The organism is Salinarimonas sp. NSM (assembly GCF_052380005.1).
Classification (GTDB): Bacteria; Pseudomonadota; Alphaproteobacteria; order Rhizobiales; family Beijerinckiaceae; genus Salinarimonas.
Window position 1 is genome coordinate 56879 of sequence record NZ_JBQTCJ010000001.1, and the last position, 24554, is coordinate 81432.

The window sequence follows — 24554 nt, forward strand, 5'->3', positions numbered from 1 at the left end:
CTATAGACCCGCGTTCGCAGGCGCACAACCCGATGCGCGCCCGATCCGGATCGTTCTCAGCGGTAAGGCGCGTCGAGCGCGATGTTCTTGGCGATCGCCCTCTCGTAACGCTCGCCGTTCTCGAGCAGCTTCTGCTTGTCGTAGAGCAGCTCCTCGCGGGTCTCGACCGAGAACTCCATGCCGGGACCCTCGACGATGGCGTCCACGGGGCAGGCCTCGGCGCAGAAACCGCAGTAGATGCACTTCACCATGTCGATGTCGTAGCGCGTCGTGCGGCGGGTGCCGTCGTTGCGCCGCGGCCCCGCCTCGATGGTGATCGCCTGCGCCGGGCACACCGCCTCGCACAGCTTGCAGGCGATGCACCGCTCCTCCCCGTTGGGATAGCGGCGCAGGGCGTGCTCGCCGCGGAAGCGGGGCGAGCGCGGGTTCATCTCGAAGGGGTAGTTCAGGGTCGCCTTGGGCTTGAAGAAGTAGCGCAGCGACAGCACGAAGGCCGCCGCGAACTCCTTGAGGAACAGCGACTTGGCGCTCTGGTCGAGCTTCATGGCGAAACCTCCTCTCGAGGTCCTCTCGTACGTGTCCGCTCAGCCGCCGAGCGCACGCCCGGCGAAATAGCCGACGATGGGGAAGGCCACTACGGTCGCGGCGAGGAGCAGCACGCGCAACAGCTTGATGCGCCGCTCGAAATCCGCCTTGTCCGCCGCCGTCTCGCTGTCGTCGAGACGGCGCAGCCGGCCTTCCACCACGCCGGCGACGATCCTGTAGTCCACCCAGCCGACGACGAGGCCGATGAAGGCCCCGATCAGGCCGGCGGGCGAGAGCCAGTCCATCGCTCTCAGGCTCCCATGCCGGGGGCGAGCCCGGTGAGCTTGAGCACGAAGGCCACGATCACCACGGCCGCCAGCGACAGGGGCAGGAACACCTTCCAGCCCAGCCGCATCAGCTGGTCGTAGCGGTAGCGCGGCACGAACGCCTTCACCATGGCGAACATGAAGAAGACGAGCGACATCTTCAGGACGAACCAGACGATCCCCGGCACCCAGGTGAAGGGCGCGATCGGGAACGGCGGCAGCCAGCCGCCGAGGAACATGATCGTCATCAAGGCGCACATGGTCATGATGGCCACGTACTCGCCCAGCATGAACAGCAGGTAGGGGGTGGAGGAGTACTCCACCATGAAACCGGCCACGAGCTCCGATTCCGCCTCCGGCAGGTCGAAGGGCGGGCGGTTCGTCTCGGCGAGCGCAGAGATCAGGAAGATCACGAACATGGGGAACAGCCACAGCCAGTACCAGCCGAAGATGCCCCATTCCGAGTTCTGCGATTCGACGATCGCGGTGAGGTTCAGCGAGCCCACGCACAAGAGCACCGTGATGATCACGAAGCCGATCGAGACCTCGTAGGAGATCATCTGCGCGGCGGATCGCAGCGCGCCGAGGAAGGCGTATTTCGAGTTCGAGGCCCAGCCCGCCATGATCACGCCGTAGACCTGCAGCGAGGACACGGCGAAGATGAACAGGATGCCGACGTTGAGGTCCGCGATCACCCAGCCGGCGTCGACCGGAATGACCGCCCAGGCGGTGAGCGCCAGGAAGACGAGCACCAGCGGCGCGAGCAGGAACAGGCCCTTGTTCGCCGAGGCCGGGATCACCGGCTCCTTGAGCACGAACTTGAGCAGGTCCGCGAAGCTCTGCAGGAGCCCCCACGGCCCGACCACGTTCGGCCCGCGTCGCAGCTGCACCGCCGCCCAGATCTTGCGGTCGGCGTAGAGAACGTAGGCGATGTAGATCATCAGGATCGACATCAGCGCGAAGCTGGCGAGCGCGATGAGCGCGACGTCGAGGGCGGCTTCCCAGAAGGTCATGGTGTCGTATCCGTCCTCACTCGGCCGCTTCCTGCCGGGCGCCCTGGGCGAGCGCAGAGCATTCCGCCATGATCGCCGACGCGCGGGCGATCGGGTTCGTCAGGTAGAAGTCCGTCACAGGGCTCGCGAAGGGAGCATTCCCGATCTCCCCGCCGCGCGCCGCGAGCGCGCCGATCGCCGCCGAGTCGGCGGGCGTCATCCGCTCGTCGTCGGCGAGGTGCGGGTGGGCGGCGAACAGCCCCTGGCGCAGCTGCGCCAGCGTGTCGAAGGGCAGCCTCGCACCCAGGACGTCCGAGACCGCACGCAGGATGGCCCAGTCCTCGCGGGCGTCGCCCGGCGGGAAGGCGGCGCGCCAGCCGAATTGCGGGCGCCCCTCGGTGTTGACGTAGAGGCCGTTCTTCTCGGTGTAGGCCGCGCCGGGCAGGATCACGTCGGCGCGGTGCGCGCCGCGGTCGCCGTGCGTGCCCTGGTAGATCACGAACGCGCCGGGCGCGACCTCGATCTCGTCGGCGCCGAGCAGCCAGACCACGTCCATCGCGCCGGGCGCGGCGATCTCGGCGGCGGTCTTGCCACCCCGTCCGTCCTCTCGGCCCGGCACGAAGCCGATGTCGAGCCCGCCGACGCGCGCCGCCGCCGTGTGCAGCACGGCGAAACCGTTCCAGCCTTCGGCGATCGCGCCGAAGGTCTCCGCCGCCTTCGCCGCGAGCGCGAGCACCGCCGCGCCGTCCGGCCGCGCCAGCGCGCCCTGGCCGACGATCACGATCGGGCGCTTCGCCGCCTTCAGCGTCTCGGCGAAGGCGTGCCTGCCGTCGACGATCTCCTGGAGCGTCTGCGGGCCGGCGCCGAGATAGGCGTGGTCGTAGGTGAGGTTCGCCGCCTCGCCGACGAGGCCGATGGCGACGGGTCCCTGGCGCCAGCGCTTGCGGATGCGCACGTTGACGAGCGAGGCCTCGACGCGCGGGTTGGCGCCCACGACGAGGATCGCGTCAGCCTCCTCGATGCCCTGGATTGTCGGGTTGAAGAGGTAGCTCGCGCGCCCCAGCGCCGGATCGAGGGCCGCGCCGTCCTGGCGGCAGTCGAGGTTGGGCGAGCCGAGGCCCTGCATCAGGCCCTTCAGCGCCCACATGTCCTCGACCGCGCAGAGATCGCCGGCGATCGCGCCGATGCGCGACGGGTCCTTGCCCTTCACCGCCCCCGCGATCGCCGCGAAGGCCTCGCTCCACGAGGCGGGCGCCAGCCGCCCGTCGGCGCCGCGCACGTAGGGGCGGTCGAGCCGCTGGCGGCGCAGGCCGTCGACGATGTGGCGGGTCTTGTCGGTGATCCACTCCTCGTTGATCGCCTCGTTGACGCGCGGCAGGATGCGCATCACCTCGCGCCCGCGGGTGTCGACGCGGATCGCGGACCCCACCGCGTCCATGACGTCGACCGATTCGGTCTTGGTCAGCTCCCAGGGGCGGGCGTTGTAGGCGTAGGGCTTCGAGGTCAGCGCGCCGACGGGGCAGAGGTCCGCCACGCAGGACTGGAGCTCGGAGCCCATCGCCTTCTCGAGGTAGGTCGTGATCTCCATGTCCTCGCCGCGGCCGATGGCGCCGAGGTCCGGCACGCCGGCCACCTCGGTGGCGAAGCGCACGCACCGCGTGCAGTGGATGCAGCGGTTCATCCACGTCTTGACGAGCGGGCCGATGTACTTGTCCTCGACCGCGCGCTTGTTCTCGTGGAAGCGCGTGGAATCGACTCCGTAGGCCATCGCCTGGTCCTGGAGGTCGCACTCGCCGCCCTGGTCGCAGATCGGGCAGTCGAGCGGGTGGTTGATGAGGAGGAACTCCATCACCCCCTCGCGCGCCTTCTTCGTGCTCGCCGACTTCGTGTAGACCGTCGGCGGCTCGCCGTTGGGGCCGGGCCGGCAGTCCTTCACGCCCCAGGCGCAGGACGCCACGGGCTTCGGCGCGCCCTTCAGCTCGACGAGGCACATGCGGCAATTGCCGGCGATGGACAGCCGCTCGTGGAAGCAGAAGCGCGGGATCTCGGCCCCCGCGGCCTCGCAGGCCTGGAGCAGCGTGTACTCGGCGGGGACGTCGACCTCGATGTCGTCGACGATGATCTTCGGCATGGTCTCGTCCTCACTCCGCAGCCACGGCCCGCACGGGCTCGGGATGCGGGTTGGCGGCGTAATCGTCGATGCGCTGCTCGATCTCGTGGCGATAGTGCCGGATCAGGCCCTGGATCGGCCAGGCGGCCGCGTCGCCGAGCGCGCAGATCGTGTGGCCCTCGACCTGCTTCGTCACCTCGAGCAGCATGTCGATCTCGCGCTTCTGCGCGCGCCCCTCGGCCATGCGCGAGACGACCCGCCACATCCAGCCCGTGCCCTCGCGGCAGGGCGTGCACTGGCCGCAGGACTCGTGCTTGTAGAAGTAGGAGATCCGGGCGATCGCCCGGATGATGTCGGTGGACTTGTCCATCACGATCACCGCCGCGGTGCCGAGGCCGGAGCCGAGGCCGCGCAGGGTGTCGAAGTCCATCGGCGCGTCGGCGATCTGCTCGCCCGGCACCAGCGGCACCGAGGAGCCGCCGGGGATGACGCACTTGAGGTTGTCCCAACCGCCGCGGATGCCGCCGCAATGCCTGTCGATGAGCTCCCGGAAGGGAATGCCCATCTCCTCCTCGACGTTGCAGGGCTTGTTCACGTGGCCCGACACGCAGAAGAGCTTCGTGCCGTGGTTGTTCGGCCGGCCGAGCCCGGCGAACCAGGCGCCGCCGCGGCGCAGGATCGTGCCCGCCACGGCGATGGACTCGACGTTGTTCACCGTCGTCGGGCAGCCCCACAGGCCCATGTTGGCCGGGAAGGGCGGCTTCAGGCGCGGCATGCCCTTCTTGCCCTCGAGGCTCTCGAGCAGCGCCGTCTCCTCGCCGCAGATGTAGGCGCCGGCGCCGTGGGCGAGATAGCAGTCGAACGGCCAGCCGTGGACGTTGTCCTTGCCGATCAGCCCGGCCTCGTAGGCCTCGTCGATCGCGCGCTGGAGCGCCTCGCGCTCGGCGATGTACTCGCCGCGGATGTAGATGTAGGCCGCGTGCGCGCCCATGGCGACGCAGGCGAGCAGGCACCCCTCGATCAGGAGATGCGGATCGTGCCGCATGATCTCCCGGTCCTTGCAGGTGCCCGGCTCGGATTCGTCGGCGTTGACGACGAGATAATGCGGCCGGCCGTCGTTCTGCTTGGGCATGAACGACCACTTGAGCCCCGTCGGGAAGCCCGCGCCGCCGCGGCCGCGCAGGTTCGACTTCTTCATCTCGTCGATGATCCAGTCCCGGCCCTGGTCGACCAGGAACTTCGTCTCGTCCCAGGCGCCGCGCCTGCGCGCGGCCTCGAGCCCCGGGGAGTGGAAGCCGTAGAGGTTGGTGAAGATGCGGTCCTGGTCCTGAAGCACGAGCCGGTCTCCTCTCAGGACTTGGTGTCGGTGTCGGCGAGCGCGCGCGCCTGCTCGACCCAGTTCTCGCGGTCGATCCGGCCGGGGAAGGCGAGATAGACGCCGACCCAGCGGATCTGCGCCCGGTCCCAGGCCGCGATCTGATCGAAATGGAAGATGCCGAGCTCGTTGAGCTTGCGCTCGTTCACGGGCCCGATGCCGAGGATGCGCTTCAGGTCGTCCGCCTTCTCGCCGCGCGGAGCGGCGAGGCCGTCGGGCCGTGCGCCGACCGCGTTCGCCTTGTCCTCGGCGCTCGCGTCCTTCGGCAGCGCGGAGAGCGCCTTCGAGATCTCGGCTTCCTCGGCAACGGCCGCGTCGTCGGAGACGGTGCGCGTCGCGGTCTGCGAGGCCTCGACCCGCGCGGCCGGATCCACCGGCTTCTCGCCGGCGGCTGCACGCTGGGCCGGCGCGTCCGCCGCCTTCGTCCCAGTCGCGCGGCCGGCATCCGGCTTCGCCGGCTTCGGCTCGACGGCGGCGGACCTGTCGGCGGCGGCCCCTTCGGCCTTCGCCGTCTCCTCCGCCTCGGCGGCCTTGCGGATGGCCTCCTCCTCGAAGCGCTTCTTCCAGGCGCCGACGCGCGAGCCGTCGTAGAGCGCCGGGTCCTGGAGGGTCCGCACGTCGTCCGTCGGCTCCGAGGAGACGCGGCCCTCCTGCGAGCCGACGCGGACCTCGCGCCCGGCCGCGAGATCATCGAGGAGCGTCTCGAAGCTCTCCGCGGTCAAGTCCTCGTAATAGTCGTCGTTGATCTGCACCATCGGCGCATTGCAGCAGGCGCCCAGGCACTCGACCTCGAGCCAGGAGAACAGGCCGTCCTCCGTCACGTGATGCGGCGCACCGATCCGGCGCTCCAGCACCTTCTTGACGGCATCCGAGCCGCGCAGCTGGCAGGGCGTCGTCCCGCACATCTGGATGTAGAACTTGCCGACCGGCTCGAGGTTGAACATCGTGTAGAATGTCGCGACCTCGAAGACGCGGATGTAGGGCATGGCGAGCCGCTCCGCGACGGCCTCGATGGCCTTCTGCGGAAGCCAGTTGCCGCAATCCTTCTGGACGCGCCACAGGAGCGGGATCACGGCGGAGGCCTGGCGCCCCTCCGGATACTTGCGCACCTGCTCGACGAGCCACGCCTCGGTCTGCGGCGTGAACGCGAAGGACTTCGGTTGCACCGCGTCGGGTGCGAGCCTGCGAACGGCCATCTGCCTCTACTCGCTCTGGCGCGGCCGGCCTGCCCGCCGCGCGCGTTCCTCGTGCCCGCGCGGAGGAGGACCTCCCCCGCGCCGGTCTCGCGTGATCAGCGATCGACCTCGCCGAAGACGATGTCGATCGACCCCAGGATGGCCGAGACGTCGGCCAGCATGTGCCCGCGGCACAGGAAATCCATCGCCTGGAGATGGGCGAAGCCCGGCGCGCGGATCTTCACCCGGTAGGGCTTGTTGCCGCCGTCCGAGACGAGATAGACGCCGAACTCGCCCTTGGGCGCCTCGACCGCCGCGTAGATCTCGCCCTCGGGGACGTGGAAGCCCTCCGTGTAGAGCTTGAAGTGGTGGATGAGCGCCTCCATCGAGCGCTTCATCTCGGCGCGCTTGGGCGGCGCCACCTTGCCGTCCCTGGTCGCGATCGGCCCCCTGCCGTCCGGGCGGCGGAGCTTCTTGATGCACTGGCGCATGATGCGCACGGACTGGCGCATCTCCTCCATGCGGATGAGCTGGCGATCGTAGTTGTCGCCGTTCTTCCCCACGGGGACGTCGAACTCCATCTCGTCGTAGCACTCGTAGGGCTGCGACTTGCGCAGGTCCCACGGCGCGCCCGAGCCGCGCACCATCACGCCGGAGAAGCCCCACTTCCAGCAGTCCTCGAGAGACACGACGGCGATGTCGACGTTGCGCTGCTTGAAGATGCGGTTTCCCATCACGAGGGCGTCGAGGTCGTCGACCGTCCTCAGGAACGGGTCGCACCAGGCCTCGATGTCGTCGATCAGGTCCTCCGGCAGGTCCTGGTGGACACCGCCGAAGCGGAAGTAGTTGGCGTGGAGCCGCGCGCCCGAGGCGCGCTCGTAGAACACCATCAGTCGCTCGCGCTCCTCGAAGCCCCACAGCGGCGGGGTGAGCGCGCCCACGTCCATCGCCTGCGTGGTGATGTTGAGGAGGTGCGAGAGGATGCGGCCGATCTCGCAGTAGAGCACGCGGATCAGCTGCGCGCGGCGCGGCACCTCGATGCCGAGCAGGCGCTCGGCGGCGAGGCAGAAGGCGTGCTCCTGGTTCATCGGCGCGACGTAGTCGAGCCGGTCGAAATAGGGCGTGCCCTGGAGATAGGTCTTGTGCTCGAGCAGCTTCTCGGTGCCCCGGTGCAGGAGCCCGATATGCGGGTCCACGCGCGCGACGATCTCGCCGTCGAGCTCGAGCACCAGGCGCAGCACTCCGTGCGCGGCCGGATGCTGCGGGCCGAAGTTGATCGAGAAGTTGCGGATGTCGTGCTCGCCCATGGCGCTCTCCTCGATCAGCCCTTGTTCGCGCCCTTGTTCGCGCCCTTGTTCGCGCCCTCGGCCTTCTCGTCGCCGGGCAGGACGTAGTCCGTCCCCTCCCACGGCGAGAGGAAGTCGAAATTGCGGAACTCCTGGGTGAGCTTCACCGGCTCGTAGATCACCCGCCCCTGCGCCTCGTCGTAGCGGACCTCGACGAAGCCGGTGAGCGGGAAGTCCTTGCGCAGCGGGTGGCCCTCGAAGCCGTAGTCGGTCAGCAGCCGGCGCAGGTCGGGATGGCCCGAGAACAGGATGCCGTAGAGGTCGTAGGCCTCGCGCTCGAACCAGTTCGCGGCCGGGAAGTCGTCGATGATCGACGGCACCGGCGTGCGCTCGTCGGTGCGCACCTTCACGCGCACGCGCGTGTTGTGCTCGGGCGACAGGAAGTGGTAGACGACGTCGAAGCGTTGCGGGCGCTCGGGGTAGTCCACGCCGCAGATGTCGACGAACGAGACGAAGCGGCAGCGCGGGTCGTCGCGCAGGAAGGCGACGACGTCGCGGATCGCGGCCGCCTCGACGTCGAGCGCGAGGTCGCCGTGGGCGGCCACCGCGACGCCGGTCACGGCCGTCGGCAGCGCGTCCCGGACGTGATTGCCGATCGTGAGCAGCGCGTCGGTGTCGATGTGGGGCTGGATGGCCATGATCCCTCGCGAGCCCTCCTCAGCGCTCGATCGTGCCGGTGCGGCGGATCTTCTTCTGCAGGAGCAGCACGCCGTAGAGCAGCGCCTCCGCGGTGGGCGGGCAGCCTGGCACGTAGACGTCGACCGGGACGATGCGGTCGCAGCCGCGCACCACCGAGTAGGAGTAGTGATAGTAGCCGCCGCCGTTGGCGCAGGAGCCCATCGAGATGACGTAGCGCGGCTCCGGCATCTGGTCGTAGACCTTGCGGAAGGCGGGGGCCATCTTGTTGGTGAGCGTGCCGGCGACGATGATCACGTCCGACTGGCGCGGCGAGGCGCGCGGGGCGAAGCCGAAGCGCTCCGCGTCGTAGCGCGGCATCGACATCTGCATCATCTCGACGGCGCAGCAGGCGAGCCCGAACGTCATCCACATCAGGGAGCCGGTGCGCGCCCAGGTGATCAGGTCGTCGACCGAGGTGACGAGGAAGCCCTTGTCCGCGAGCTCGGCCGAGACGTTGGCGAAGAACGGGTCCTCGCCGCGCGGCGCGCCGTGCGCGAGGCCGAGCCCGTCCTCCGTCTGCGGCACGTCGGGACGCGCCTTGCCGGGATCGATCAGTCCCATTCCAGGGCTCCCTTCTTCCACTCGTAGACGAAGCCGACGGTGAGCACGCCGAGGAAGATCATCATCGACCAGAAGCCGAACCAGCCGATGCCGCCGAAGACGACCGCCCAGGGGAACAGGAAGGCGACCTCGAGGTCGAAGATGATGAACAGGATGGCCACCAGGTAGAACCGCACGTCGAACTTCATGCGCGCGTCGTCGAACGCGTTGAAGCCGCACTCGTAGGCCGAGAGCTTCTCCGAGTCGGGGCTCTTGTAGGCCACGACGAAGGGCGCGGCGAGAAGGACGGCGCCGATGAAGAGCGCGACGCCCATGAAGATGACGAGCGGCAGGTAGTCGGCCAAAAGCGCGGTCATGACGCTCCCTTCTCGAGTGGCCTCGACGGCGGCCCGCAACGCCGATGGCTCCGCCTTGGAAGAGGCGGAATCTGGATGGCGTTGCGCCGGGCGACGCTTAGCCCACGCCCCGGCGGGTGGCAAGGCCCCGCGGGGTCGCACGGATATCGCGAACCGTGCCGAAACGGCGGCTTTCGCGCGACTCCCGGCGCGCGGCGCGGGCGTGAACGCCCCCTCGACGCCTTCTAGATGGAGAACGCGCGTGCCGCGCGGGAGGGGGTGCTACGGTCCGACGCGGGCTCGACCTGCTGCAACGGCACCCGGGCACCGCCCCCTGTGGCATCGGCTGTTCCGGCTCCCCCCGCGATCGTCACCCCGTCAGCCGCGCGATCTCCCGGCGCAGCGCCGGCCCGAGCTCGGGGTCCTCGAGCCCGTAGGCGAGGTTGGCGACCAGGAACCCGATCTTCGAGCCCGTGTCGTGGGTCGTGCCCTCGTAGCGCATGCCGTGGAAGTCCTGGGTGCCCATCAGCGTCTTCATGGCGTCGGTGAGCTGGATCTCGCCGCCGGCGCCGGGCTCCTGGCGCTCGAGCACGTCGAAAATCTCCGGCTGGAGGATGTAGCGGCCGGAGATCATCAGGTTGGAGGGCGCCTCCTCCACCTTGGGCTTCTCGACCATGCCGGAGATCCGGAAGGTGCGGCCGTGGTCCTCGGCCACCGAGAGGATGCCGTACTTCGAGGTCTCCTCCATCGGTACCTCCTCGGAGGCGATGATGTTGCCGCCGTGGCGCTCGTAGGCCTCCAGCATCTGCGTCATGCAGCCCTTCGACAGCATGTCGGGCAGGATCACCGCGAAGGGCTCGTCGCCGACGATCTCACGGGCGCACCAGACCGCGTGGCCGAGCCCGAGCGGCGCCTGCTGTCGGGTGAAGCTCGTCGCGCCCGCCTTCGGGAGATCCGCCTTCAGGCCTTGGAGCGCCGGCTTCTTCCCGCGCGCCTCCAGCGTCGCCTCGAGCTCGTAGGCGATGTCGAAGTGATCCTCGATCGCGCCCTTGTTGCGCCCCGTGACGAAGACGAAGTGCTCGATGCCCGCCGCCTTCGCCTCGTCGACCACGTGCTGGACCACCGGCCGGTCGACCACCGTCAGCATCTCCTTGGGCACGGCCTTGGTGGCGGGCAGGAAACGAGTGCCGAGCCCGGCGACGGGAAGGACGGCCTTGCGGATGCGCTTCATGACGTTGGTCCTCGCTGGTCTTTCGCGGCCGCCGGTTCGTCCGGCTGGCATCGCCCGGTCGGCTTAACGGCTCCTTGAGCCGTCTCGTTGCAGGATCTCTCCCGATCCGGGCTCGGCGGCACCATGCCAGAGGCCCGCGCGTGGCGTAAAGGCGGGAGCGGACGATGACGGTGCTGGTGACGGGTGGCGCGGGCTACATCGGGGCGCATGCGGTCCTCGCGCTCGCGGATGCCGGGGAGGACGTCGTCGTCCTCGACGATCTCTCCACGGGCGTCGCCGAGGCGGTTCCCGACGGCGTGCGCCTCGTCGTCGGCGACGTCGCCAACGCCGCGCTGGTGACGCGCATCCTGGCCGAGTACGGCATCCGCGAGATCCTGCATTTCGCCGCCAAGATCGTGGTGCCGGAGTCCGTCGCCGACCCGCTGGGCTACTACGACGCCAACACGGTGAAGACCCGCGCCCTCCTCGCGGTCGCGGTCGCCGCCGGCGTCGAGCGGCTCGTCTTCTCCTCCACCGCCGCCGTCTACGGCGAGCCCGACCTGCCGCTGATCGCCGAGGACTGCGCGCCGGCGCCGATCAATCCCTACGGCCGCTCGAAGCTGATGAGCGAGTGGATGATCCGCGACACCGCCGCGGCGCACGGGCTCGACTACGCGGTCCTGCGCTACTTCAACGTCGCGGGCGCCGATCCGCGCGGGCGGGCGGGCCAGTCGTCGCGCAGCGCCACGCACCTTATCAAGGTCGCCGCCCAGGCGGCGCTCGGCGCGCGCCCCGGGCTGTCGATCTTCGGCACCGACTACCCGACCCCCGACGGGACCTGCCTGCGCGACTACGTCCAGGTGAGCGATCTCGCCGACGCCCACGTGGCGGCCCTGCGCCACCTGCGCAGCGAGGGCGGGCGGCTCACGCTCAATTGCGGCTACGGGACGGGGGCCTCCGTACGGGAGGTGGTGGACACGGTCCGGCGCGTCTCCGGCCTCGACTTCCCGATCGCCGAGGCGCCTCGCCGCGCGGGCGATCCCGCCGCGCTCGTCGCCGACGCGACGCTGATCCGCGAGGTCCTCGCCTGGGAGCCGCGCTACGCCGACCTCGACACCATCGTCGCCCAGGCGCTCGCCTGGGAGCGGCGGCTCGGCAACGGCGGCGAGCAGGTGCGCGCGGCCGGGTGACGCGGCGGGGTGACGCGGCGGGGTGACGCGGCGGGGCGGGCGGTCCGGGTTAATCCCATCTTCACCATACTCTGGTGGCATCCGGCGCAACGCGTTAGTCTCGGTCCCCGAAAGCGATCGCCCATGCTCCGCACCTTCACACGACAGCCCTTCCCGCGCCGCGCCCGCGCGCTCGCCGTCGCGATCGCGGCCGCGGCGCTGCCGCTCGGCGGCTGCACCGTCGCCGGGGCGGGGACCGGCATCGGCGAGCCGATCGGGGTCGCGACCGCGAGCCTCGACGCGCGCGCGCCGCAGGAGGGCGTGCCGCAGGGCGATTTCGGCGGCTTCGTCGCCGGGCTGTGGCCCGAGGCGCAGGCGCGCGGGGTCTCCCGCGCCACGTTCGACGCCGCCTTCGCCGGCGTGACGCCCAACCCCCGCATCATCGAGCTGACCCGGCGCCAGTCCGAGTTCACCCGCCCGATCTGGGAATACATCGACAACGCCGTGTCCGCCGAGCGCATCCGCCTCGGCGAGACGGCGCGCACACGCTACGCCTCGATCCTCGCCGACGTCGAGCGCACCTACGGCGTGCCGCAGGCGATCGTGCTCGGCGTCTGGGGCATGGAGACCAACTTCGGCGGCTTCACCGGCGACATGGACGTGATCCGCTCGCTCGCCACGCTCGCCCACGTGCGCCACCGGGGCGACTTCTTCCGCGGCGAGCTGCTCGCCGCGCTCGAGATCCTCGAGATGGGCAAGATCTCGCGGGGCGAGCTGGAGGGCTCGTGGGCGGGCGCCATGGGCCACACCCAGTTCATGCCGACGAGCTACCTGCGCTGGGCGGTCGACGGGGACGGGGACGGCAAGCGCGACATCTGGCGCTCGATCCCCGACGCGCTGGCCTCCACCGCGAACTACCTCAAGGAGCACGGCTGGCGCACCGGGCTGCCCTGGGGCGTCGAGGTGCGCCTGCCGGCGGGCTTCGACCTGACGCAGCAGAGGATGCCCTTCGCCGGCTGGGCGGCGCTAGGGGTCGCGCCCGCCGCGGGCGGCGCGCTGCCGGCGGGCGGCGCGGAGGCGACGCTGTTCCTGCCCGCGGGCGCCCGCGGCCCGGCCTTCCTCGTCACCGCCAACTACGACGTGATCAAGCGCTACAATTCCTCCGACAGCTACGCCATGGGCGTGGCGCTGCTCGGGCAGCGGCTCACCGGCGGCGGCGGGGTGCGCGGCGACTGGCCGCGGGGCGAGCGCATGCTCGACGCCGCCGAGCGTCGCGAGCTGCAGACCCGGCTCGCCGGGCTCGGGCACTACGACGGCACGATCGACGGCAAGATCGGCTCGATGACCCGCGAGGCGGTGCGCAGCTTCCAGCTCTCGCGCGGCCTGACCGCGGACGGCTACGCCGACGTCGCCGTTCTCGAGGCGCTGCGCGGGCGCTGACGGCGACGGGCGGATGCGCTATGATCCGGGCATGCCGATGCGCGTGCCCAGTCCGCTCGTCCGTCTCGCCCTCGCCTGCGCCGCGCTCGTACTCGCGATCGTGGCGGGAACGGCGTCCGCGCGCGCCAACGACGACGAGCGGCGGATCTGGCTCGAGATGATCCGCACGCCGCCCGTGGCGGCGGAGCCCGCGCCCGCGCCGCGCCAGCGGCCCCGACGGGCCGCCCGCCCGGCCCAGGCTCCCGCCTCCGCGCCGGCACCCGCCGAGTCGGCGGCGATCGCCGAGGCGAGCGTGCCGCAGGACGTGCCCGTCACCCATCGCGTCGTCGTCTTCGGCGATTCGCTCGCGACGAATCTCGGCGAGGGCCTCGCCGCCGTCCTCTCCGACAAGCCGAACGTCGTCGTGGAGACCCGCGCGCAGGGCTCCTCGGGCCTCGTGCGCGACGACTTCCACGACTGGCGCACCGAGATCGACCCGTTGCTGACCGGCGAGGAGGCCTTCGACATCGGCGTCGTGCTCGTCGGCCTCAACGACCGCCAGGACATCACGTCGCCCGACGGCCGGCTCGAGCGGCTCGGCCCGGAATGGAAGGACGCCTACGCGCAGCGCGTCGACACGATCCTCGCGAAGTTCCGCGCGGCCGGCGTGCCGCTCGTCTGGGTCGGCCTGCCGCCGATGCGCTCCTCGCGGCTCACGACGGATCTCCAGGCGATCAACGAGATCGTCCGCGGGCGCGTGATGCGCGGCGGCGGCGGCGGGATCTGGGTCGACATCTGGCAGGGCTTCGTCGACGACGACAACCGCTATTCCGACAACGGCCCGACGCTGGAGGGCCAGATCGCGCGCCTGCGCGCCGGCGACGGCATCCACTTCACGCCCGCCGGCGGGCGCAAGGCCGCGCATTTCGCCGACGTCGAGATCCGCAGGCTCCTCGCCCGCGACCGCCCGGCCGTGGCCGCGGCCGCGGCGGCACCCGCCGCCGGCGGCCTCGCGGCGATCGGCGACCTCGAGGCGCTCACCGTCGACGAGATCGTCGCACGGCTCTCCGCCCTTCCCGAGGCGCCGCAGGACGTCGAGATCGAGGAGGCCCCGCCCGCCATCGGCCCCGTGGTGCCGTTGACCGAGGCCCCCGCGGCGGCCTCGCCGGCGCTCGTTCGCGCCCCGCCGCTGGCAGGCCGGGCGACGCGCCTGCTCAACGAGCGCGTGCTCGCCGACGGCGTCGCGCCCACCGCCGTCCCGGGTCGGGCGGACGACTTCACCTGGCCGGCCGCTCGGGCATCGCGTTAACCGGATCGCAGCAGCGCGTCGCTACGCTGCGTGATCGGAAGGACGCGACGATGAGCATCCTGGACGAGACGAGCGAGCAGCGGACGGCGCCACGGCGGCGCGCGCTCGTGGCTGCGCGCATCAGCTACGGCGGCGGCTCGGTCACGGTCGATTGCGTGGTGCGCAACATCTCGGAGACCGGCGCCAAGATCGCGATCTCGGAGGGTGTGACGCTGCCCGGCCACTTCGAGATCGTCATCCCGCAGATGAACGTCGTGCACCGCGCCGAGCTGCGCTGGCGCCGCGGCGGCGAGGCCGGCGTCGCCTTCCTCGACGCCGGCGAGGGCGAGCCGCGGGCCGAGGGAGCCGCCCCGGCGACGCAAGCCGGCACGCCGAGCGAGGCGGCGCTCAAGGCACGGATCCGGACGCTCGAGGCCGAGGTCGCACGGCTGCGCGAGCGCATCCTCGAGCTCGGTGGCGGCTTCTGAGCGCGCGACCGGCGCGCGACCGCCGCTCCGGGTGCCTCAGCGCACGATCATCACCTGCTTGTCGGTCACCCGCTCCCGCACCGGGCAGTTCACCACGAGGCGGATGTCGTCGTAGTCCGTGTCGGTCCAGCCGAGGTTCGGCGGACGGTCCTCCCAGCCGAAGTACATGTACATGCCCTCCTCGCAGGCCTGCGTCGCCGTCTGGGGCGTGCGGCCGGTGCGGCGGTTGGGGATGATGCCGCCTCGCGCCACCGGCTCGCATTCGGCGAGCGTCGCGCAGCGGATCGTCTCGAGGATCGGGCTCGCACGCATGTCGAGGGGCGTGCGCGTGGTGCCGGCCGTCACGCGATAGCCGCGCACGTCGTGGATCATCACCCGCGTCTCGGGATCGAGCACCGTGTCGGCATAGTACTCGTAGACCTGCTCGCCCGGCGCATCCCAGCGGCGCGGGTCGGAGCGGGCGCTGCGGACGTTGCGCAGCATGTAGCTCACCACCTCGCCCGCACCGCAGGTGGGGAGCGTGCGCCCCTGCGCCGCATAGTCCGTGGGCGGCGAGCCGTTGTCCGCGATGGGGGTGATCGCGCGGCGCCCGCCGTCCGCCTCGTTCGCGCGCTCGGGATCGTAGCAGTACATGTAGATGCGGTTGTAGTCCGCCGCCTCCGGCTCGAGCAGCGATCGGTGGGGCGGCGTCGTCACGTATGTCGGCGGGATGCGCCGCGTCACGCTCTCCAGCGTGAAGGGTATCTCGCGCGGCATGCCCGGCACCGCGGCCAGGATGCGCGTGTCGAGGGAGGCCTCGACGCGCACGGAGTAATGCGCCGGGTCGAGCCAGCGGCCGGTGACCTCGATCGCGGTCAGCTGGTCGCCGTAGCGGCTCTCGATCAGCGCCCTGGCTCCCGCGAGCGCCTGCGTCGCGATGTCGGCGTCCGCGGCGGCGATGCGCACCGCGGTCCCGTCGCTCACGCTGCGCGCGAACTCGCGGGCGGCGTTGACGCGGGTGTAGTCCACCGCGGCACCGGTGAGGCCCAGCGTCGGGATCAGGGTCAGCGCGAAGGCGATGGCGACGTTGCCGGCGTCGTGGCTCCAGAAGCGGGTCTTCCGAAGGGAGGGCTTCCCGAAATCGAACATGGTCGTTCTCCTCGCTTTCAGGATCCTTTAAGCAGCGAGATCCGAAAGCCGGGTTTGCGCGAACGCTCCATTTCGAGACGTGCGCGACCGACGCGCTTTACATTAGGGAAAGCATACGGCCCGCGCCGGGCTCGGGAGGCACCTCATGCTCGACTTCACGGACCGGATCGTCCTCGTCACCGGTTGCGGCTCGCGCGCCGACGGCTCGAAGGGCGAGGGCTGGGGCAACGGCCAGGCCATCGCCACCCTGATGGCGCGCCGCGGCGCGATTGTGGTGGGCTGCGACCGCGACCCCGAGGCGGCGGAGGTGACGCGCAGGATCGTCGCCGGCGAGGGCGGCCGCTGCGAGGTGCACGCCTGCGACGTGACGGACCGCGCCGCCGTCGAGGCGCTCGCGGCCGGCGTCGTCGACCGGCACGGACGCATCGACGTCCTCGTCAACAACGTCGGCCGCTCCGAGCCGGGCGGCCCCGTGGAGATGGACGAGGAGACCTTCGACGCGCAGATCGACGTCAACCTCAAGAGCGCCTGGCTGTGCTGCAAGGCGGTGCTGCCGGTGATGGAGCGGCAGGGGCGCGGCGCGGTGGTGAGCGTCGCCTCGGTCGCGGGGCTGCGCTACATCGGCAAGCCGCAGGTCGCCTATGCCGCGGCGAAGGCCGCGCTCCTCCAGATGACCCGCACGACGGCGGTGATCTACGCCCCGAAGGGCGTGCGCCTCAACGCCGTCGTGCCGGGCCTGATCGGCACGCCGCTGGTGCGGCGCCTCGCCGACAAGTATGCCGGGGGAGACTACGAGGGTTTCGTCGCCACCCGCAATGCGCAGGTGCCGATGGGCTTCATGGGGGACGCCTTCGACGTCGCGAACGCCGTCGCCTGGCTCGCCAGCGACGAGGCGCGCTACGTCACTGGGACCGAGATCGTCGTCGACGGCGGCTTCGTGGCGGCGACGCGATGATCACGGCCGCTCAACCGGCGGCGAGCCGGTCCATCGCCTGGGCGAGTGCCACGTCGAGGCGGGTGAGGCCCCCGGCGTCGTGGGTGGAGAGCGTCACCTCCACCGTCTTGTAGACATTGAACCATTCGGGGTGGTGGTCGTGCTTCTCCGCGACGATCGCCACCTTCGCCATCCAGCCGAAGGCGGAGACGAAGTCGGCGAACTCGTAGCGCTTGTGGATGGCGTCGCGGCCTTCCACGAGGCTCCAGCCGGTGAGCCCGGGGAGCATCGCGTCGCGCTCCGCGGCGGTGAGCGTCTTGCCGGACATCGGGTGTTCCTCCTGTGCGCGTCTCGTCGCTCCGAGGTAGGGCGTGGCGCGTCGTCGTGCCAGAGGCCGCGCGGGCACCTGGGCGGGCCGGCCGGCGCGCCGCGGCGGATTTCGTCGTCGGCTCGATTTTTGGGGGTAGGCAAGGGCGGCCCGAGCGTATATAGACCGCGCCTCGACCGAAATTCCCGCCGGCGAGCCGCGGACCCGCGTGCGCCGACGTATGCCCCGACCGGAGACGAACAATGGCCGTTCCGAAGAGAAAGACCTCGCCGTCCAAGCGCGGCATGCGCCGCTCGGCCGACGCGCTGAAGGCCCCGACCTACGTCGAGGACAAGGATTCCGGCGAGCTGCGCCGCCCGCACCACATCGACCTGAAGACCGGCATGTACCGCGGTCGCCAGGTGCTGACGGTGAAGTCCGAGGACTGACCTCCCCGGCTTCGTCGCTAAGGCGCATTCGCTCCTCCGGACATGACGAAGGCCCGCTCGCGCGGGCCTTTCGGCGTTCGAGGGGCACGTCGCCCGTGCTCCCTTCCCGCCGCGCTCCCGCGCCTCAGAGGTTGCGCGACCAGCCCGCCCGCGCTCCCGTGGCCCCGACGGCGCCGTAGCGCGCCGCCCCGTCCGCCGGCTCGGCGCGCCGGCGCTCGCGATAGGCCGGCAGCCGGCGCTCGCAGGCGATGAGCTGGGTGAGGAAGCCCGCGTCGGGGCGGCCCGCCGCCGCGCACGGCGCGGCCGCCGGCGCCTCCAGCGGCACGAGCGCGCGGCATTGCGACCCTCGCGTTAATGTCTCGTTATGCAACGCCGTGGCCTCCCTCGTGGACGACGGCTCATTGCTAGCAAGTCTCGCGCCGCTCTTCACCCTTCGTTAACCCTCCGCTCGCATCGTCGTTTCCGAGAACCTGCGCGCGTGGGCACGCGCGGCGTCGGGCGGGGGACGGGGACGTCATGGAATTCGAGGGAGCACGCCCCGGCGGCGCGAGACGCGAGATCGACCGCAGCGCGGCCGGAGCGAATCCCGCCGCATGCCGCCCCGAGCGCGCTCGCGGCCCCCTCGACCCGCGCTCCGTGCTCACCTCGATCGGCGAGGTCGTCTACGACTGGGACGTCGCGAGCGACGCGCTCGCCTGGAGCGCCAACGCGGCGGAGGTCTTCGGCCTGCCCGACATGGCGCCCTTCGCCACCGGCGCCGCCTTCGGGCTCGCCTGCGAGGACGTCGGCGGGCGCACCCGCCACGACGCCGTGCTCGACGCCGGACAGGTGGAGAGCGCACAGGCGGCCTCCGGCGCGGGCGTGCCCTTTCGCGCCACCTACCTGCTGCGCCTGCCCGCCGCCGCCCGCGGTGCCCACGGCGCCGGCACGGACGGCTGCGTCCAGGTCGAGGATACCGGGCGCTGGTACGCCGACGCCGACGGGCGCCCCGCCTTCGCGCACGGCGTCCTGCGTCTGGCTCCGCCCGCGCACGAGACGCAGTCCGGCCCCAACACGCGGGCGGCCTTCCTCGCCCAGATCGGGCGGGACGTTGCGGCGGCGGTGCGCTCGAACCGGTCGATGACGCTCCTCGTCATGTCGATCGAGGGCCTCGACCGGTTGAACCAGGAGCACGGCTTCGAGGTCGCCGACCTCGCCATCGAGGAGGCGATGCGCCGCGCCGCCGTGGTGATGCGCCGCCGCGACGTGTTCGCGCGCTACGCCTCGAACCGCTTCGGCGTCGCGCTGCTGTCCTGCACGCTGGAGCAGGCGCCGATCGCCGCCGAGCGCCTGCGCGCCGGCGTCGAGGGTGCGCCGCTGGCGACGCCCCGCGGCCCCGTCTCCGTGCGCGTGGCCATCGGCGCGGCGAGCGCGCCCGACCACGCGAGCGAGGCGGCGGGCCTGCTGCGCCGGGCCGAGGAGGCGCTCACCGCGAGCCGTCGCACCGCCGCCGGTTACCAGATCTATCGTCCCGGCACGCTGCGCGGGGGGCCGGCGACGCGGGCCGGTCGCGAGCTCGACGTCGTCGCCGCGCTGAACGAGCGCCGGGTCGTCGCCGCCCGCCAGCCGGTGGTCGAGGCCGGCGGGACGCGCCGCGTCGCCTTCCACGAGGCGCTCGCGCGCATCCGCGAGACCGACGGCCGCATCGTGGGCGCCGCGGACATCATCCCCGTCGTCGAGCGCGCGGGCCTCGTGCCGCTGCTCGACGCGCGCGTGCTCGAGCTCGCCGCCCGGCACCTCGTCGCGCATCCCGCCGAGCGGCTGTCGGTCAACCTCTCGCCGCTCACCCTCGAGACGCCGGATTGGCTCGGCATCCTCGCCGCGACGCTCGGCGCGCATCCCGGGGTCGCCGAGCGGCTGATCGTCGAGGTGACGGAGACGGTCGCCGTGCGCGATCCCGACGCCACCCGCGGCCGGCTCGACGCCATGAAGGCGCTGGGCGTCGCCATCGCGCTCGACGATTTCGGCGCGGGCCACACCTCCTTCCGCCACCTGCGCGACTTCCCCGTGGATCTCGTGAAGATCGACGGCGCCTTCGTCCAGAACCTCGCCCGCTCGCCCGACGACCGCTTCTTCGTGCGCACCCTCGTCGACCTCGCCCACCACCTCGGCATCCCCACCGTGGCGGAGTGGGTCGAGACCGAGGAAGCCGCCGCCATGCTGGCGAGCTGGGGCGTGGACTATCTGCAGGGGGATCTGTTCGGGGCGGCCTCGATCGCGACCGGAGAGGCGATCGGCGCAGACGGGGCGGCGCCGCGCGCGGCCGTGGCGTAGATCCGGTGGGGGGCCGAGCCCGCTCCTCCTCGAGAGATCTCGTCCAGAGCCCGCGTCACCTCTGGGACAGTCCCTCGTAGAGCAGCTTGCCCCCGAGCCCGCCGAGGATCAGGGCGATGACACGGTCGATCGCGCGCTTCGAGCGGAGGTAGGCCGCCTGCGGCCTGCGACTGGAGAAGACCGTGCCGACCACGGCGTACCAGGCGAACTCGACCAGGAAGATCCCGGGGACGAGCGCGAGCAGCAGCCCCACCGGCGGGTTCGCCGGCAGGAAGGCCGCGAATATGCTGCCGTAGACGACGGCGGTCTTCGGATTGCTCAACTGCGTCGTCAGCGACAGCCAGAAGACACGGCGCAGATGACGCTCGCCGCCCGTGGCGTCGGCCTCGCGGACGTCGAGGATCTCCGTCGCGCCGCGCCAGATCCGGCAGGCGAGGTAGAGGAGGTAGGCGCCGCCGACGAGCTTCAGGGCGACGTGCAGAGAAGGCACCTCTCGCAGCAGCGCGCCGAGGCCCAGGAGCGCCAGGCTGCCGAAGATCGCGCCGCCGAGCCCCATGCCGAGGGCGGCCGAGAGCCCCGCCTTGCGCGAGTAGAGCATCGCCGAGCGGCACACCAGGACGAAGCTCGGTCCCGGGCTGATCGCACCGGCCAGGAGCGCGCCGAGGATTCCCAGGAGCACGAGGGCTTCATCCATGGCGACGGCTCGATCCGGTGGATGGCGATACCCCTGGATACGTGCAATCGTTGCCCGGATCAATCGCAACCCGTGCCGCTCCCCCTGCGCCCTCCCTCCCCCTTCCCCTCCCCGCGCTTCTCCCCTAGAAACCGGGGCAGGAGCCCACCCCCATGTCCCACAACACGTTCGGCCATCTCTTCCGCGTCACGACCTTCGGCGAGAGCCACGGGCCGGCGCTCGGCTGCGTGGTAGACGGCTGCCCGCCCGGCATCCCGCTCACCGTGGAGGAGATCCAGGCCGAGCTCGACCGCCGCCGGCCGGGGCAATCGCGCTTCACGACGCAGCGGCGCGAGCCGGACGCGGTGAGGATCCTCTCGGGGGTGTTCCAGGACGAGCGGATGGCGGCGCAGGTGACCACCGGCACGCCGATCGCGCTCCTCATCGAGAACGTCGACCAGCGCTCGAAGGATTACGGCGAGATCAGGGACGCCTACCGCCCCGGACACGCGGACTTCGCCTACGACGTGAAGTACGGCGTGCGCGACTATCGCGGCGGCGGGCGCTCCTCGGCGCGCGAGACGGCGGCGCGGGTCGCGGCCGGCGCCATCGCCCGCAAGGTCGTGCCGGGCATGGTGGTACGCGGCGCGCTCGTGCAGATGGGCCCGCATGCGATCGACCGCACGGCCTGGGACTGGGAGGAGGTCTCCCGCAACCCCTTCTTCTGCCCCGATGCGAAGGCGGCGGAGCGCTGGGCGGACTATCTCGACGGCATCCGCAAGGCGGGCTCGTCGATCGGCGCGGTGATCGAGATCGTGGCCGAGGGCGTGCCCCCGGGCCTCGGCGCGCCGATCTACGCCAAGCTCGACGGGGATCTCGCCGGCGCGCTGATGTCGATCAACGCGGTCAAGGGCGTCGAGATCGGCGAGGGCTTCGCGGCCGCCGCCCTCACCGGCGAGGAGAACGCCGACGAGATGCGCCCGGGCAACGACGGCGCGCCGGTGTTCCGCTCCAACAGGGCCGGCGGCGTGCTCGGCGGCATCTCCACGGGCCAGCCGGTCGTCGCCCGCTTCGCGGTCAAGCCGACCTCCTCGATCCTGGCGCCGCGCGCCTCGGTGACGCGCGAGAACCAGGAGACGGAGGTCGTCACCAAGGGCCGCCACGACCCCTGCGTCGGTATCCGCGCCGTGCCGGTGGGCGAGGCCATGGTGGCTTGCGTGATCGCGGACCACTATCTGCGCCACAGGGGACAGGTCGGCGCCGTGCGCCGCTGGCCCCTGGAGCGTCCCTTCGGCTAAGACACCCGCGCGGCACATCCGCCCGCCGACGAGCAGACATCATGCCCCAATCGGTCACCGACGCCATCGAAGCCTTCGCCCGCGGCGAGATCGTCATCGTCACCGACGACGACGACCGCGAGAACGAGGGCGACCTCATCGTCGCCGCCTCGCTGTGCACGCCCGAGAAGATGGCGTTCATCATCCGCAACACCTGCGGCATCGTCTGCGCGCCGGTGACGGCGGCAGAGGCGAAGCGCCTGCGGCTCGACCCGATGGTCGCCTCGAACGACGCGCCGCTGGGCACCGCCTTCACGGTCTCGGTGGACGTCCGCCACGGGCTGACCACCGGCATCTCCGCCGAGCAGCGCTGCAACACCGTGCGGGCGCTGGCAAACGGCAACATGGGTGCCGAGGACTTCGTGCGCCCGGGCCACGTCTTCCCGCTCGTCGCCAAGGAGGGCGGCGTGCTGATGCGTTCCGGCCATACCGAGGCCGCCGTCGACCTGTGCCGGCTCGCGGGGCTCCCCGAGGTCGGCGTGATCTGCGAGCTCGCAAACGACGACGGCACGGTGATGAAGGGCGAGCAGATCGTCGCCTTCGCCGAGCGCCACGGCCTCGTGCGCGTCTCGGTCGCCGACATGATCGCCTATCGTCAACGCCGGGAGAGCCTGGTGACGCGGGTGGGCACCTTCCCCGTCGAGACCCGCCACGGGCCGATGACGGGCTACGCCTACACGACCCCCTTCGACGCCGTGCAGCACTTCGCGGTGGTCCACGGCCGCATCGGCGACGGCAAGGGCGTGCTCGCGCGCCTGCACCGCGCCAACGTCGTCTCCGACGTGTTCGGACCCACCGGCGCCGTCGACCGCGCGCTCGCGCGCTTCGCGACGGAGGGGCGCGGCGTGCTCGTCTACCTGCGCGAGGGCACGGCGGGCGTGCCGCTCACCTCCTATTCCGAGGAAGCGAGCCGCTCGGAGGCCGAGCGCAACGCCGCCTGGCGCGAGGTGGGGCTCGGCGCGCAGATCCTGCGCGACCTCGGCGTCTCCTCGATCCGCAACCTCGCGAGCTCGTCGCGCGCCTATGTCGGGCTCGCGGGCTTCGGCATCGCGCTGGAGGAGACGGTGCCGCTCGACGGGTGAGCCGCGCGGCGCCTCGCACGACGCGCGCCTCGCCGCACGACGGCCTCGGCATGCCGCGCCCTCGTCGCGTGGGCGTTCCCGTGATAGGGCTCGCGGGATGAAGGCACCCCCTCCCCTCGCGCGCGCCTCCGCGGACGCGATCGACGCCCGGCCCGCCTGGATCCGGCTCGCCATCGCCGTGTGCCTGTCCTCGCTCGGCGGCGTGGGCATGTGGTCGATCGTCGTCGTCCTGCCGACCGTCGAGGCGGCCTTCGAGGCGAGCCGCGCGGCCTCCTCGCTCGCCTACACCGTGCTGATGCTCGCCTTCGCCGGCGGCGGCGTGACGATGGGGCGGCTCGCCGACCGCACCGGCATCGTGCCGCCGCTGCTCGCCGGCGCGGGCCTCCTCGCGACGGGTTACGTCGCGAGCGCGGCGGCGCCGAGCCTGCCGGTCTTCATCTTCGCCCACGGGCTCGTGGGGCTCGGCGCGTCGGCGACGCTCGGGCCGCTGATCGCCGAGATCTCGCACTGGTTCCTCAGGCGGCGCGGCATCGCGGTGGCGATCTGCGCTGCCGGCAACTACATCGCCGGCGCGATCTGGCCGCCGATCGTTCAGGCGCTCGTCGAGACGAGCGGCTGGCGCACGGCGCACCTCGTCATCGCGGGCATCCTCCTCGTCGGCATGGTGCCGCTCGCGCTCTCGCTGCGGCGCCGCGCGCCGCTCGGCGAGGCGGGGACGGCGCACGTCGTCCCGCCCGGGCGTGCCGCGCTCGGGCTCTCGACGAACGCGCTCACCGCGCTCCTCTTCGTCGCCGGCATCGCCTGCTGCGTGGCGATGGCGATGCCGCAGGTGCACATCGTCGCGTATTGCACCGAGCTCGGCTTCGGCGCCGGGGCGGGGGCGCAGATGCTCTCGCTGATGATGCTCTTCGGGATCGTCAGCCGCATCGCGTCGGGCTTCGTCGCCGACCGGATCGGCGGGCTCGCGACGCTGCTGATCGGCTCGACGCTGCAGGCCTTCGCGCTCCTCCTCTACATGCTCGTCGACGGGCTCGCCGCGCTGTACGTCGTCTCGGCGCTGTTCGGCCTGTTCCAGGGCGGCATCGTGCCGAGCTACGCCATCGTCGTGCGCGAGTACTTCGCGCCGGCGGAGGCCGGCATGCGGGTGGGCCTCGTGCTGATGGCGACGATCCTCGGCATGGCCTTCGGCGGCTGGCTCTCGGGCGCGATCTTCGACGCGTCGGGCGACTACGCGCCCGCCTTCCTCAACGGGCTCGCCTGGAACCTCGTCAACATGGGCGTGATAGCGATGTTGCTCGTGCGGCGGGGGCGGCGGCTCGCGGCGGCGTGAGGGA

Annotated in this window: 25 protein-coding genes; 10 read left to right on the forward strand and 15 right to left on the reverse strand. The window is 71.5% G+C overall.

The genetic code is table 11. The annotated features are described in order from the left end of the window. Positions 1-56: 56 nt before the first annotated feature. The 11 genes from nuoI to galU all read right to left on the reverse strand — a co-directional run bounded on the left by nuoI (position 57) and on the right by galU (position 10654). Complete coding sequence (nuoI, locus tag ACTZWW_RS00300) at positions 57-545, reverse strand: NADH-quinone oxidoreductase subunit NuoI (RefSeq protein ID WP_029030207.1); 489 nt, start codon at positions 543-545, stop codon at positions 57-59. A gap of 39 nt (positions 546-584) precedes the next feature. Further along, the gene (locus tag ACTZWW_RS00305) at positions 585-830 is read right to left on the reverse strand and encodes a hypothetical protein (protein ID WP_444778923.1); all 246 of its coding nucleotides are present in this window, start codon (positions 828-830) and stop codon (positions 585-587) included. A 5-nt stretch (positions 831-835) separates the two neighbouring features. Continuing rightward, positions 836-1864 (reverse strand): NADH-quinone oxidoreductase subunit NuoH, encoded by a 1029-nt coding sequence (gene nuoH / locus ACTZWW_RS00310; RefSeq protein ID WP_444778924.1) that lies wholly within the window; start codon positions 1862-1864, stop codon positions 836-838. A 16-nt stretch (positions 1865-1880) separates the two neighbouring features. Then, entirely contained in the window at positions 1881-3974 is a 2094-nt protein-coding gene (gene nuoG / locus ACTZWW_RS00315; protein WP_444778925.1) for an NADH-quinone oxidoreductase subunit NuoG, read from the reverse strand. Between the two features lie 10 nt (positions 3975-3984). Next, on the reverse strand, positions 3985-5289 hold the full coding sequence (nuoF, locus tag ACTZWW_RS00320; protein ID WP_444778926.1) for an NADH-quinone oxidoreductase subunit NuoF: 1305 nt from the start codon (positions 5287-5289) through the stop codon (positions 3985-3987). 14 nt (positions 5290-5303) lie between these two features. After that, the gene (gene nuoE, locus ACTZWW_RS00325) at positions 5304-6524 is read right to left on the reverse strand and encodes an NADH-quinone oxidoreductase subunit NuoE (RefSeq protein WP_444778927.1); all 1221 of its coding nucleotides are present in this window, start codon (positions 6522-6524) and stop codon (positions 5304-5306) included. A 95-nt stretch (positions 6525-6619) separates the two neighbouring features. Next, a complete protein-coding gene (locus ACTZWW_RS00330; RefSeq protein ID WP_444778928.1) occupies positions 6620-7810 on the reverse strand; it encodes an NADH-quinone oxidoreductase subunit D in 1191 nt (396 codons plus the stop codon). 14 nt (positions 7811-7824) lie between these two features. Beyond that, on the reverse strand, positions 7825-8487 hold the full coding sequence (locus ACTZWW_RS00335; RefSeq protein WP_444778929.1) for an NADH-quinone oxidoreductase subunit C: 663 nt from the start codon (positions 8485-8487) through the stop codon (positions 7825-7827). Between the two features lie 19 nt (positions 8488-8506). Further along, positions 8507-9088, reverse strand: coding sequence for a NuoB/complex I 20 kDa subunit family protein (locus ACTZWW_RS00340; protein WP_444778930.1), 582 nt, complete (start codon positions 9086-9088; stop codon positions 8507-8509). Further along, entirely contained in the window at positions 9079-9444 is a 366-nt protein-coding gene (locus tag ACTZWW_RS00345) for an NADH-quinone oxidoreductase subunit A (protein ID WP_444778931.1), read from the reverse strand. The genes ACTZWW_RS00340 and ACTZWW_RS00345 overlap by 10 nt, the downstream gene beginning before the upstream one ends. A gap of 349 nt (positions 9445-9793) precedes the next feature. Then, the gene (galU, locus tag ACTZWW_RS00350) at positions 9794-10654 is read right to left on the reverse strand and encodes a UTP--glucose-1-phosphate uridylyltransferase GalU (protein ID WP_444778932.1); all 861 of its coding nucleotides are present in this window, start codon (positions 10652-10654) and stop codon (positions 9794-9796) included. Positions 10655-10818: 164 nt separating this feature from the next. On the opposite strand from galU, the gene galE reads away from it, so the two are divergent. The 4 genes from galE (at position 10819) to ACTZWW_RS00370 (ending at position 14997) form a co-directional block, all read left to right on the forward strand. Further along, the gene (gene galE / locus ACTZWW_RS00355; RefSeq protein WP_444778933.1) at positions 10819-11823 is read left to right on the forward strand and encodes a UDP-glucose 4-epimerase GalE; all 1005 of its coding nucleotides are present in this window, start codon (positions 10819-10821) and stop codon (positions 11821-11823) included. Between the two features lie 123 nt (positions 11824-11946). Further along, positions 11947-13242, forward strand: a complete 1296-nt coding sequence (locus ACTZWW_RS00360; protein ID WP_444778934.1) for a lytic murein transglycosylase — start codon at positions 11947-11949, stop codon at positions 13240-13242. A 13-nt stretch (positions 13243-13255) separates the two neighbouring features. Then, complete coding sequence (locus ACTZWW_RS00365) at positions 13256-14530, forward strand: SGNH/GDSL hydrolase family protein (RefSeq protein ID WP_444778935.1); 1275 nt, start codon at positions 13256-13258, stop codon at positions 14528-14530. Between the two features lie 50 nt (positions 14531-14580). Further along, positions 14581-14997 carry a PilZ domain-containing protein gene (locus ACTZWW_RS00370; protein ID WP_444778936.1) on the forward strand — a complete coding sequence of 139 codons (417 nt, stop codon included), beginning with the start codon at positions 14581-14583 and terminating at the stop codon, positions 14995-14997. A 36-nt stretch (positions 14998-15033) separates the two neighbouring features. On the opposite strand, the gene ACTZWW_RS00375 is transcribed toward ACTZWW_RS00370, so the two are convergent. Further along, positions 15034-16125 carry a TadE/TadG family type IV pilus assembly protein gene (locus tag ACTZWW_RS00375; protein ID WP_444778937.1) on the reverse strand — a complete coding sequence of 364 codons (1092 nt, stop codon included), beginning with the start codon at positions 16123-16125 and terminating at the stop codon, positions 15034-15036. Positions 16126-16270: 145 nt separating this feature from the next. Between ACTZWW_RS00375 and ACTZWW_RS00380 the strand changes: the two genes are divergently transcribed. Beyond that, positions 16271-17080, forward strand: a complete 810-nt coding sequence (locus ACTZWW_RS00380) for an SDR family NAD(P)-dependent oxidoreductase (RefSeq protein ID WP_444778938.1) — start codon at positions 16271-16273, stop codon at positions 17078-17080. Between the two features lie 10 nt (positions 17081-17090). Here the strand turns inward: ACTZWW_RS00380 and ACTZWW_RS00385 are convergent, their stop codons facing one another. Further along, the gene (locus tag ACTZWW_RS00385; protein ID WP_444778939.1) at positions 17091-17387 is read right to left on the reverse strand and encodes a 4a-hydroxytetrahydrobiopterin dehydratase; all 297 of its coding nucleotides are present in this window, start codon (positions 17385-17387) and stop codon (positions 17091-17093) included. Between the two features lie 242 nt (positions 17388-17629). On the opposite strand from ACTZWW_RS00385, the gene rpmF reads away from it, so the two are divergent. Continuing rightward, positions 17630-17815 (forward strand): 50S ribosomal protein L32, encoded by a 186-nt coding sequence (gene rpmF, locus ACTZWW_RS00390; protein ID WP_372425055.1) that lies wholly within the window; start codon positions 17630-17632, stop codon positions 17813-17815. Positions 17816-17939: 124 nt separating this feature from the next. On the opposite strand, the gene ACTZWW_RS00395 is transcribed toward rpmF, so the two are convergent. Further along, positions 17940-18185, reverse strand: a complete 246-nt coding sequence (locus ACTZWW_RS00395; RefSeq protein WP_444778940.1) for a hypothetical protein — start codon at positions 18183-18185, stop codon at positions 17940-17942. A 266-nt stretch (positions 18186-18451) separates the two neighbouring features. On the opposite strand from ACTZWW_RS00395, the gene ACTZWW_RS00400 reads away from it, so the two are divergent. After that, positions 18452-20128: an EAL domain-containing protein gene (locus ACTZWW_RS00400; RefSeq protein ID WP_444778941.1), complete on the forward strand. Its 1677-nt coding sequence runs from the start codon at positions 18452-18454 to the stop codon at positions 20126-20128. A gap of 55 nt (positions 20129-20183) precedes the next feature. On the opposite strand, the gene ACTZWW_RS00405 is transcribed toward ACTZWW_RS00400, so the two are convergent. Continuing rightward, positions 20184-20822 (reverse strand): LysE family translocator, encoded by a 639-nt coding sequence (locus ACTZWW_RS00405; protein ID WP_444778942.1) that lies wholly within the window; start codon positions 20820-20822, stop codon positions 20184-20186. Positions 20823-20974: 152 nt separating this feature from the next. Between ACTZWW_RS00405 and aroC the strand changes: the two genes are divergently transcribed. From aroC to ACTZWW_RS00420, 3 genes are all read left to right on the forward strand, one after another. Further along, entirely contained in the window at positions 20975-22099 is a 1125-nt protein-coding gene (aroC, locus tag ACTZWW_RS00410) for a chorismate synthase (RefSeq protein WP_444778943.1), read from the forward strand. Positions 22100-22140: 41 nt separating this feature from the next. Further along, complete coding sequence (gene ribB / locus ACTZWW_RS00415; protein WP_444778944.1) at positions 22141-23220, forward strand: 3,4-dihydroxy-2-butanone-4-phosphate synthase; 1080 nt, start codon at positions 22141-22143, stop codon at positions 23218-23220. A gap of 97 nt (positions 23221-23317) precedes the next feature. Then, positions 23318-24550 (forward strand): MFS transporter, encoded by a 1233-nt coding sequence (locus ACTZWW_RS00420; protein ID WP_444778945.1) that lies wholly within the window; start codon positions 23318-23320, stop codon positions 24548-24550. The last annotated feature ends 4 nt before the right edge of the window (positions 24551-24554 follow it).

What these genes read in the sequence shown, in the direction of transcription:
- nuoI (WP_029030207.1), bottom strand. Translation starts at nt 545, where the DNA reads ATGAAGCTCGACCAGAGCGCCAAGTCGCTGTTCCTCAAGGAGTTCGCG.
- ACTZWW_RS00305 (WP_444778923.1), bottom strand. Translation starts at nt 830, where the DNA reads ATGGACTGGCTCTCGCCCGCCGGCCTGATCGGGGCCTTCATCGGCCTC.
- nuoH (WP_444778924.1), bottom strand. Translation starts at nt 1,864, where the DNA reads ATGACCTTCTGGGAAGCCGCCCTCGACGTCGCGCTCATCGCGCTCGCC.
- nuoG (WP_444778925.1), bottom strand. Translation starts at nt 3,974, where the DNA reads ATGCCGAAGATCATCGTCGACGACATCGAGGTCGACGTCCCCGCCGAG.
- nuoE (WP_444778927.1), bottom strand. Translation starts at nt 6,524, where the DNA reads ATGGCCGTTCGCAGGCTCGCACCCGACGCGGTGCAACCGAAGTCCTTC.
- ACTZWW_RS00330 (WP_444778928.1), bottom strand. Translation starts at nt 7,810, where the DNA reads ATGGGCGAGCACGACATCCGCAACTTCTCGATCAACTTCGGCCCGCAG.
- ACTZWW_RS00335 (WP_444778929.1), bottom strand. Translation starts at nt 8,487, where the DNA reads ATGGCCATCCAGCCCCACATCGACACCGACGCGCTGCTCACGATCGGC.
- ACTZWW_RS00340 (WP_444778930.1), bottom strand. Translation starts at nt 9,088, where the DNA reads ATGGGACTGATCGATCCCGGCAAGGCGCGTCCCGACGTGCCGCAGACG.
- ACTZWW_RS00345 (WP_444778931.1), bottom strand. Translation starts at nt 9,444, where the DNA reads ATGACCGCGCTTTTGGCCGACTACCTGCCGCTCGTCATCTTCATGGGC.
- galU (WP_444778932.1), bottom strand. Translation starts at nt 10,654, where the DNA reads ATGAAGCGCATCCGCAAGGCCGTCCTTCCCGTCGCCGGGCTCGGCACT.
- galE (WP_444778933.1), top strand. Translation starts at nt 10,819, where the DNA reads ATGACGGTGCTGGTGACGGGTGGCGCGGGCTACATCGGGGCGCATGCG.
- ACTZWW_RS00360 (WP_444778934.1), top strand. Translation starts at nt 11,947, where the DNA reads ATGCTCCGCACCTTCACACGACAGCCCTTCCCGCGCCGCGCCCGCGCG.
- ACTZWW_RS00365 (WP_444778935.1), top strand. Translation starts at nt 13,256, where the DNA reads ATGCGCTATGATCCGGGCATGCCGATGCGCGTGCCCAGTCCGCTCGTC.
- ACTZWW_RS00370 (WP_444778936.1), top strand. Translation starts at nt 14,581, where the DNA reads ATGAGCATCCTGGACGAGACGAGCGAGCAGCGGACGGCGCCACGGCGG.
- ACTZWW_RS00375 (WP_444778937.1), bottom strand. Translation starts at nt 16,125, where the DNA reads ATGTTCGATTTCGGGAAGCCCTCCCTTCGGAAGACCCGCTTCTGGAGC.
- ACTZWW_RS00380 (WP_444778938.1), top strand. Translation starts at nt 16,271, where the DNA reads ATGCTCGACTTCACGGACCGGATCGTCCTCGTCACCGGTTGCGGCTCG.
- ACTZWW_RS00385 (WP_444778939.1), bottom strand. Translation starts at nt 17,387, where the DNA reads ATGTCCGGCAAGACGCTCACCGCCGCGGAGCGCGACGCGATGCTCCCC.
- rpmF (WP_372425055.1), top strand. Translation starts at nt 17,630, where the DNA reads ATGGCCGTTCCGAAGAGAAAGACCTCGCCGTCCAAGCGCGGCATGCGC.
- ACTZWW_RS00405 (WP_444778942.1), bottom strand. Translation starts at nt 20,822, where the DNA reads ATGGATGAAGCCCTCGTGCTCCTGGGAATCCTCGGCGCGCTCCTGGCC.
- aroC (WP_444778943.1), top strand. Translation starts at nt 20,975, where the DNA reads ATGTCCCACAACACGTTCGGCCATCTCTTCCGCGTCACGACCTTCGGC.
- ribB (WP_444778944.1), top strand. Translation starts at nt 22,141, where the DNA reads ATGCCCCAATCGGTCACCGACGCCATCGAAGCCTTCGCCCGCGGCGAG.
- ACTZWW_RS00420 (WP_444778945.1), top strand. Translation starts at nt 23,318, where the DNA reads ATGAAGGCACCCCCTCCCCTCGCGCGCGCCTCCGCGGACGCGATCGAC.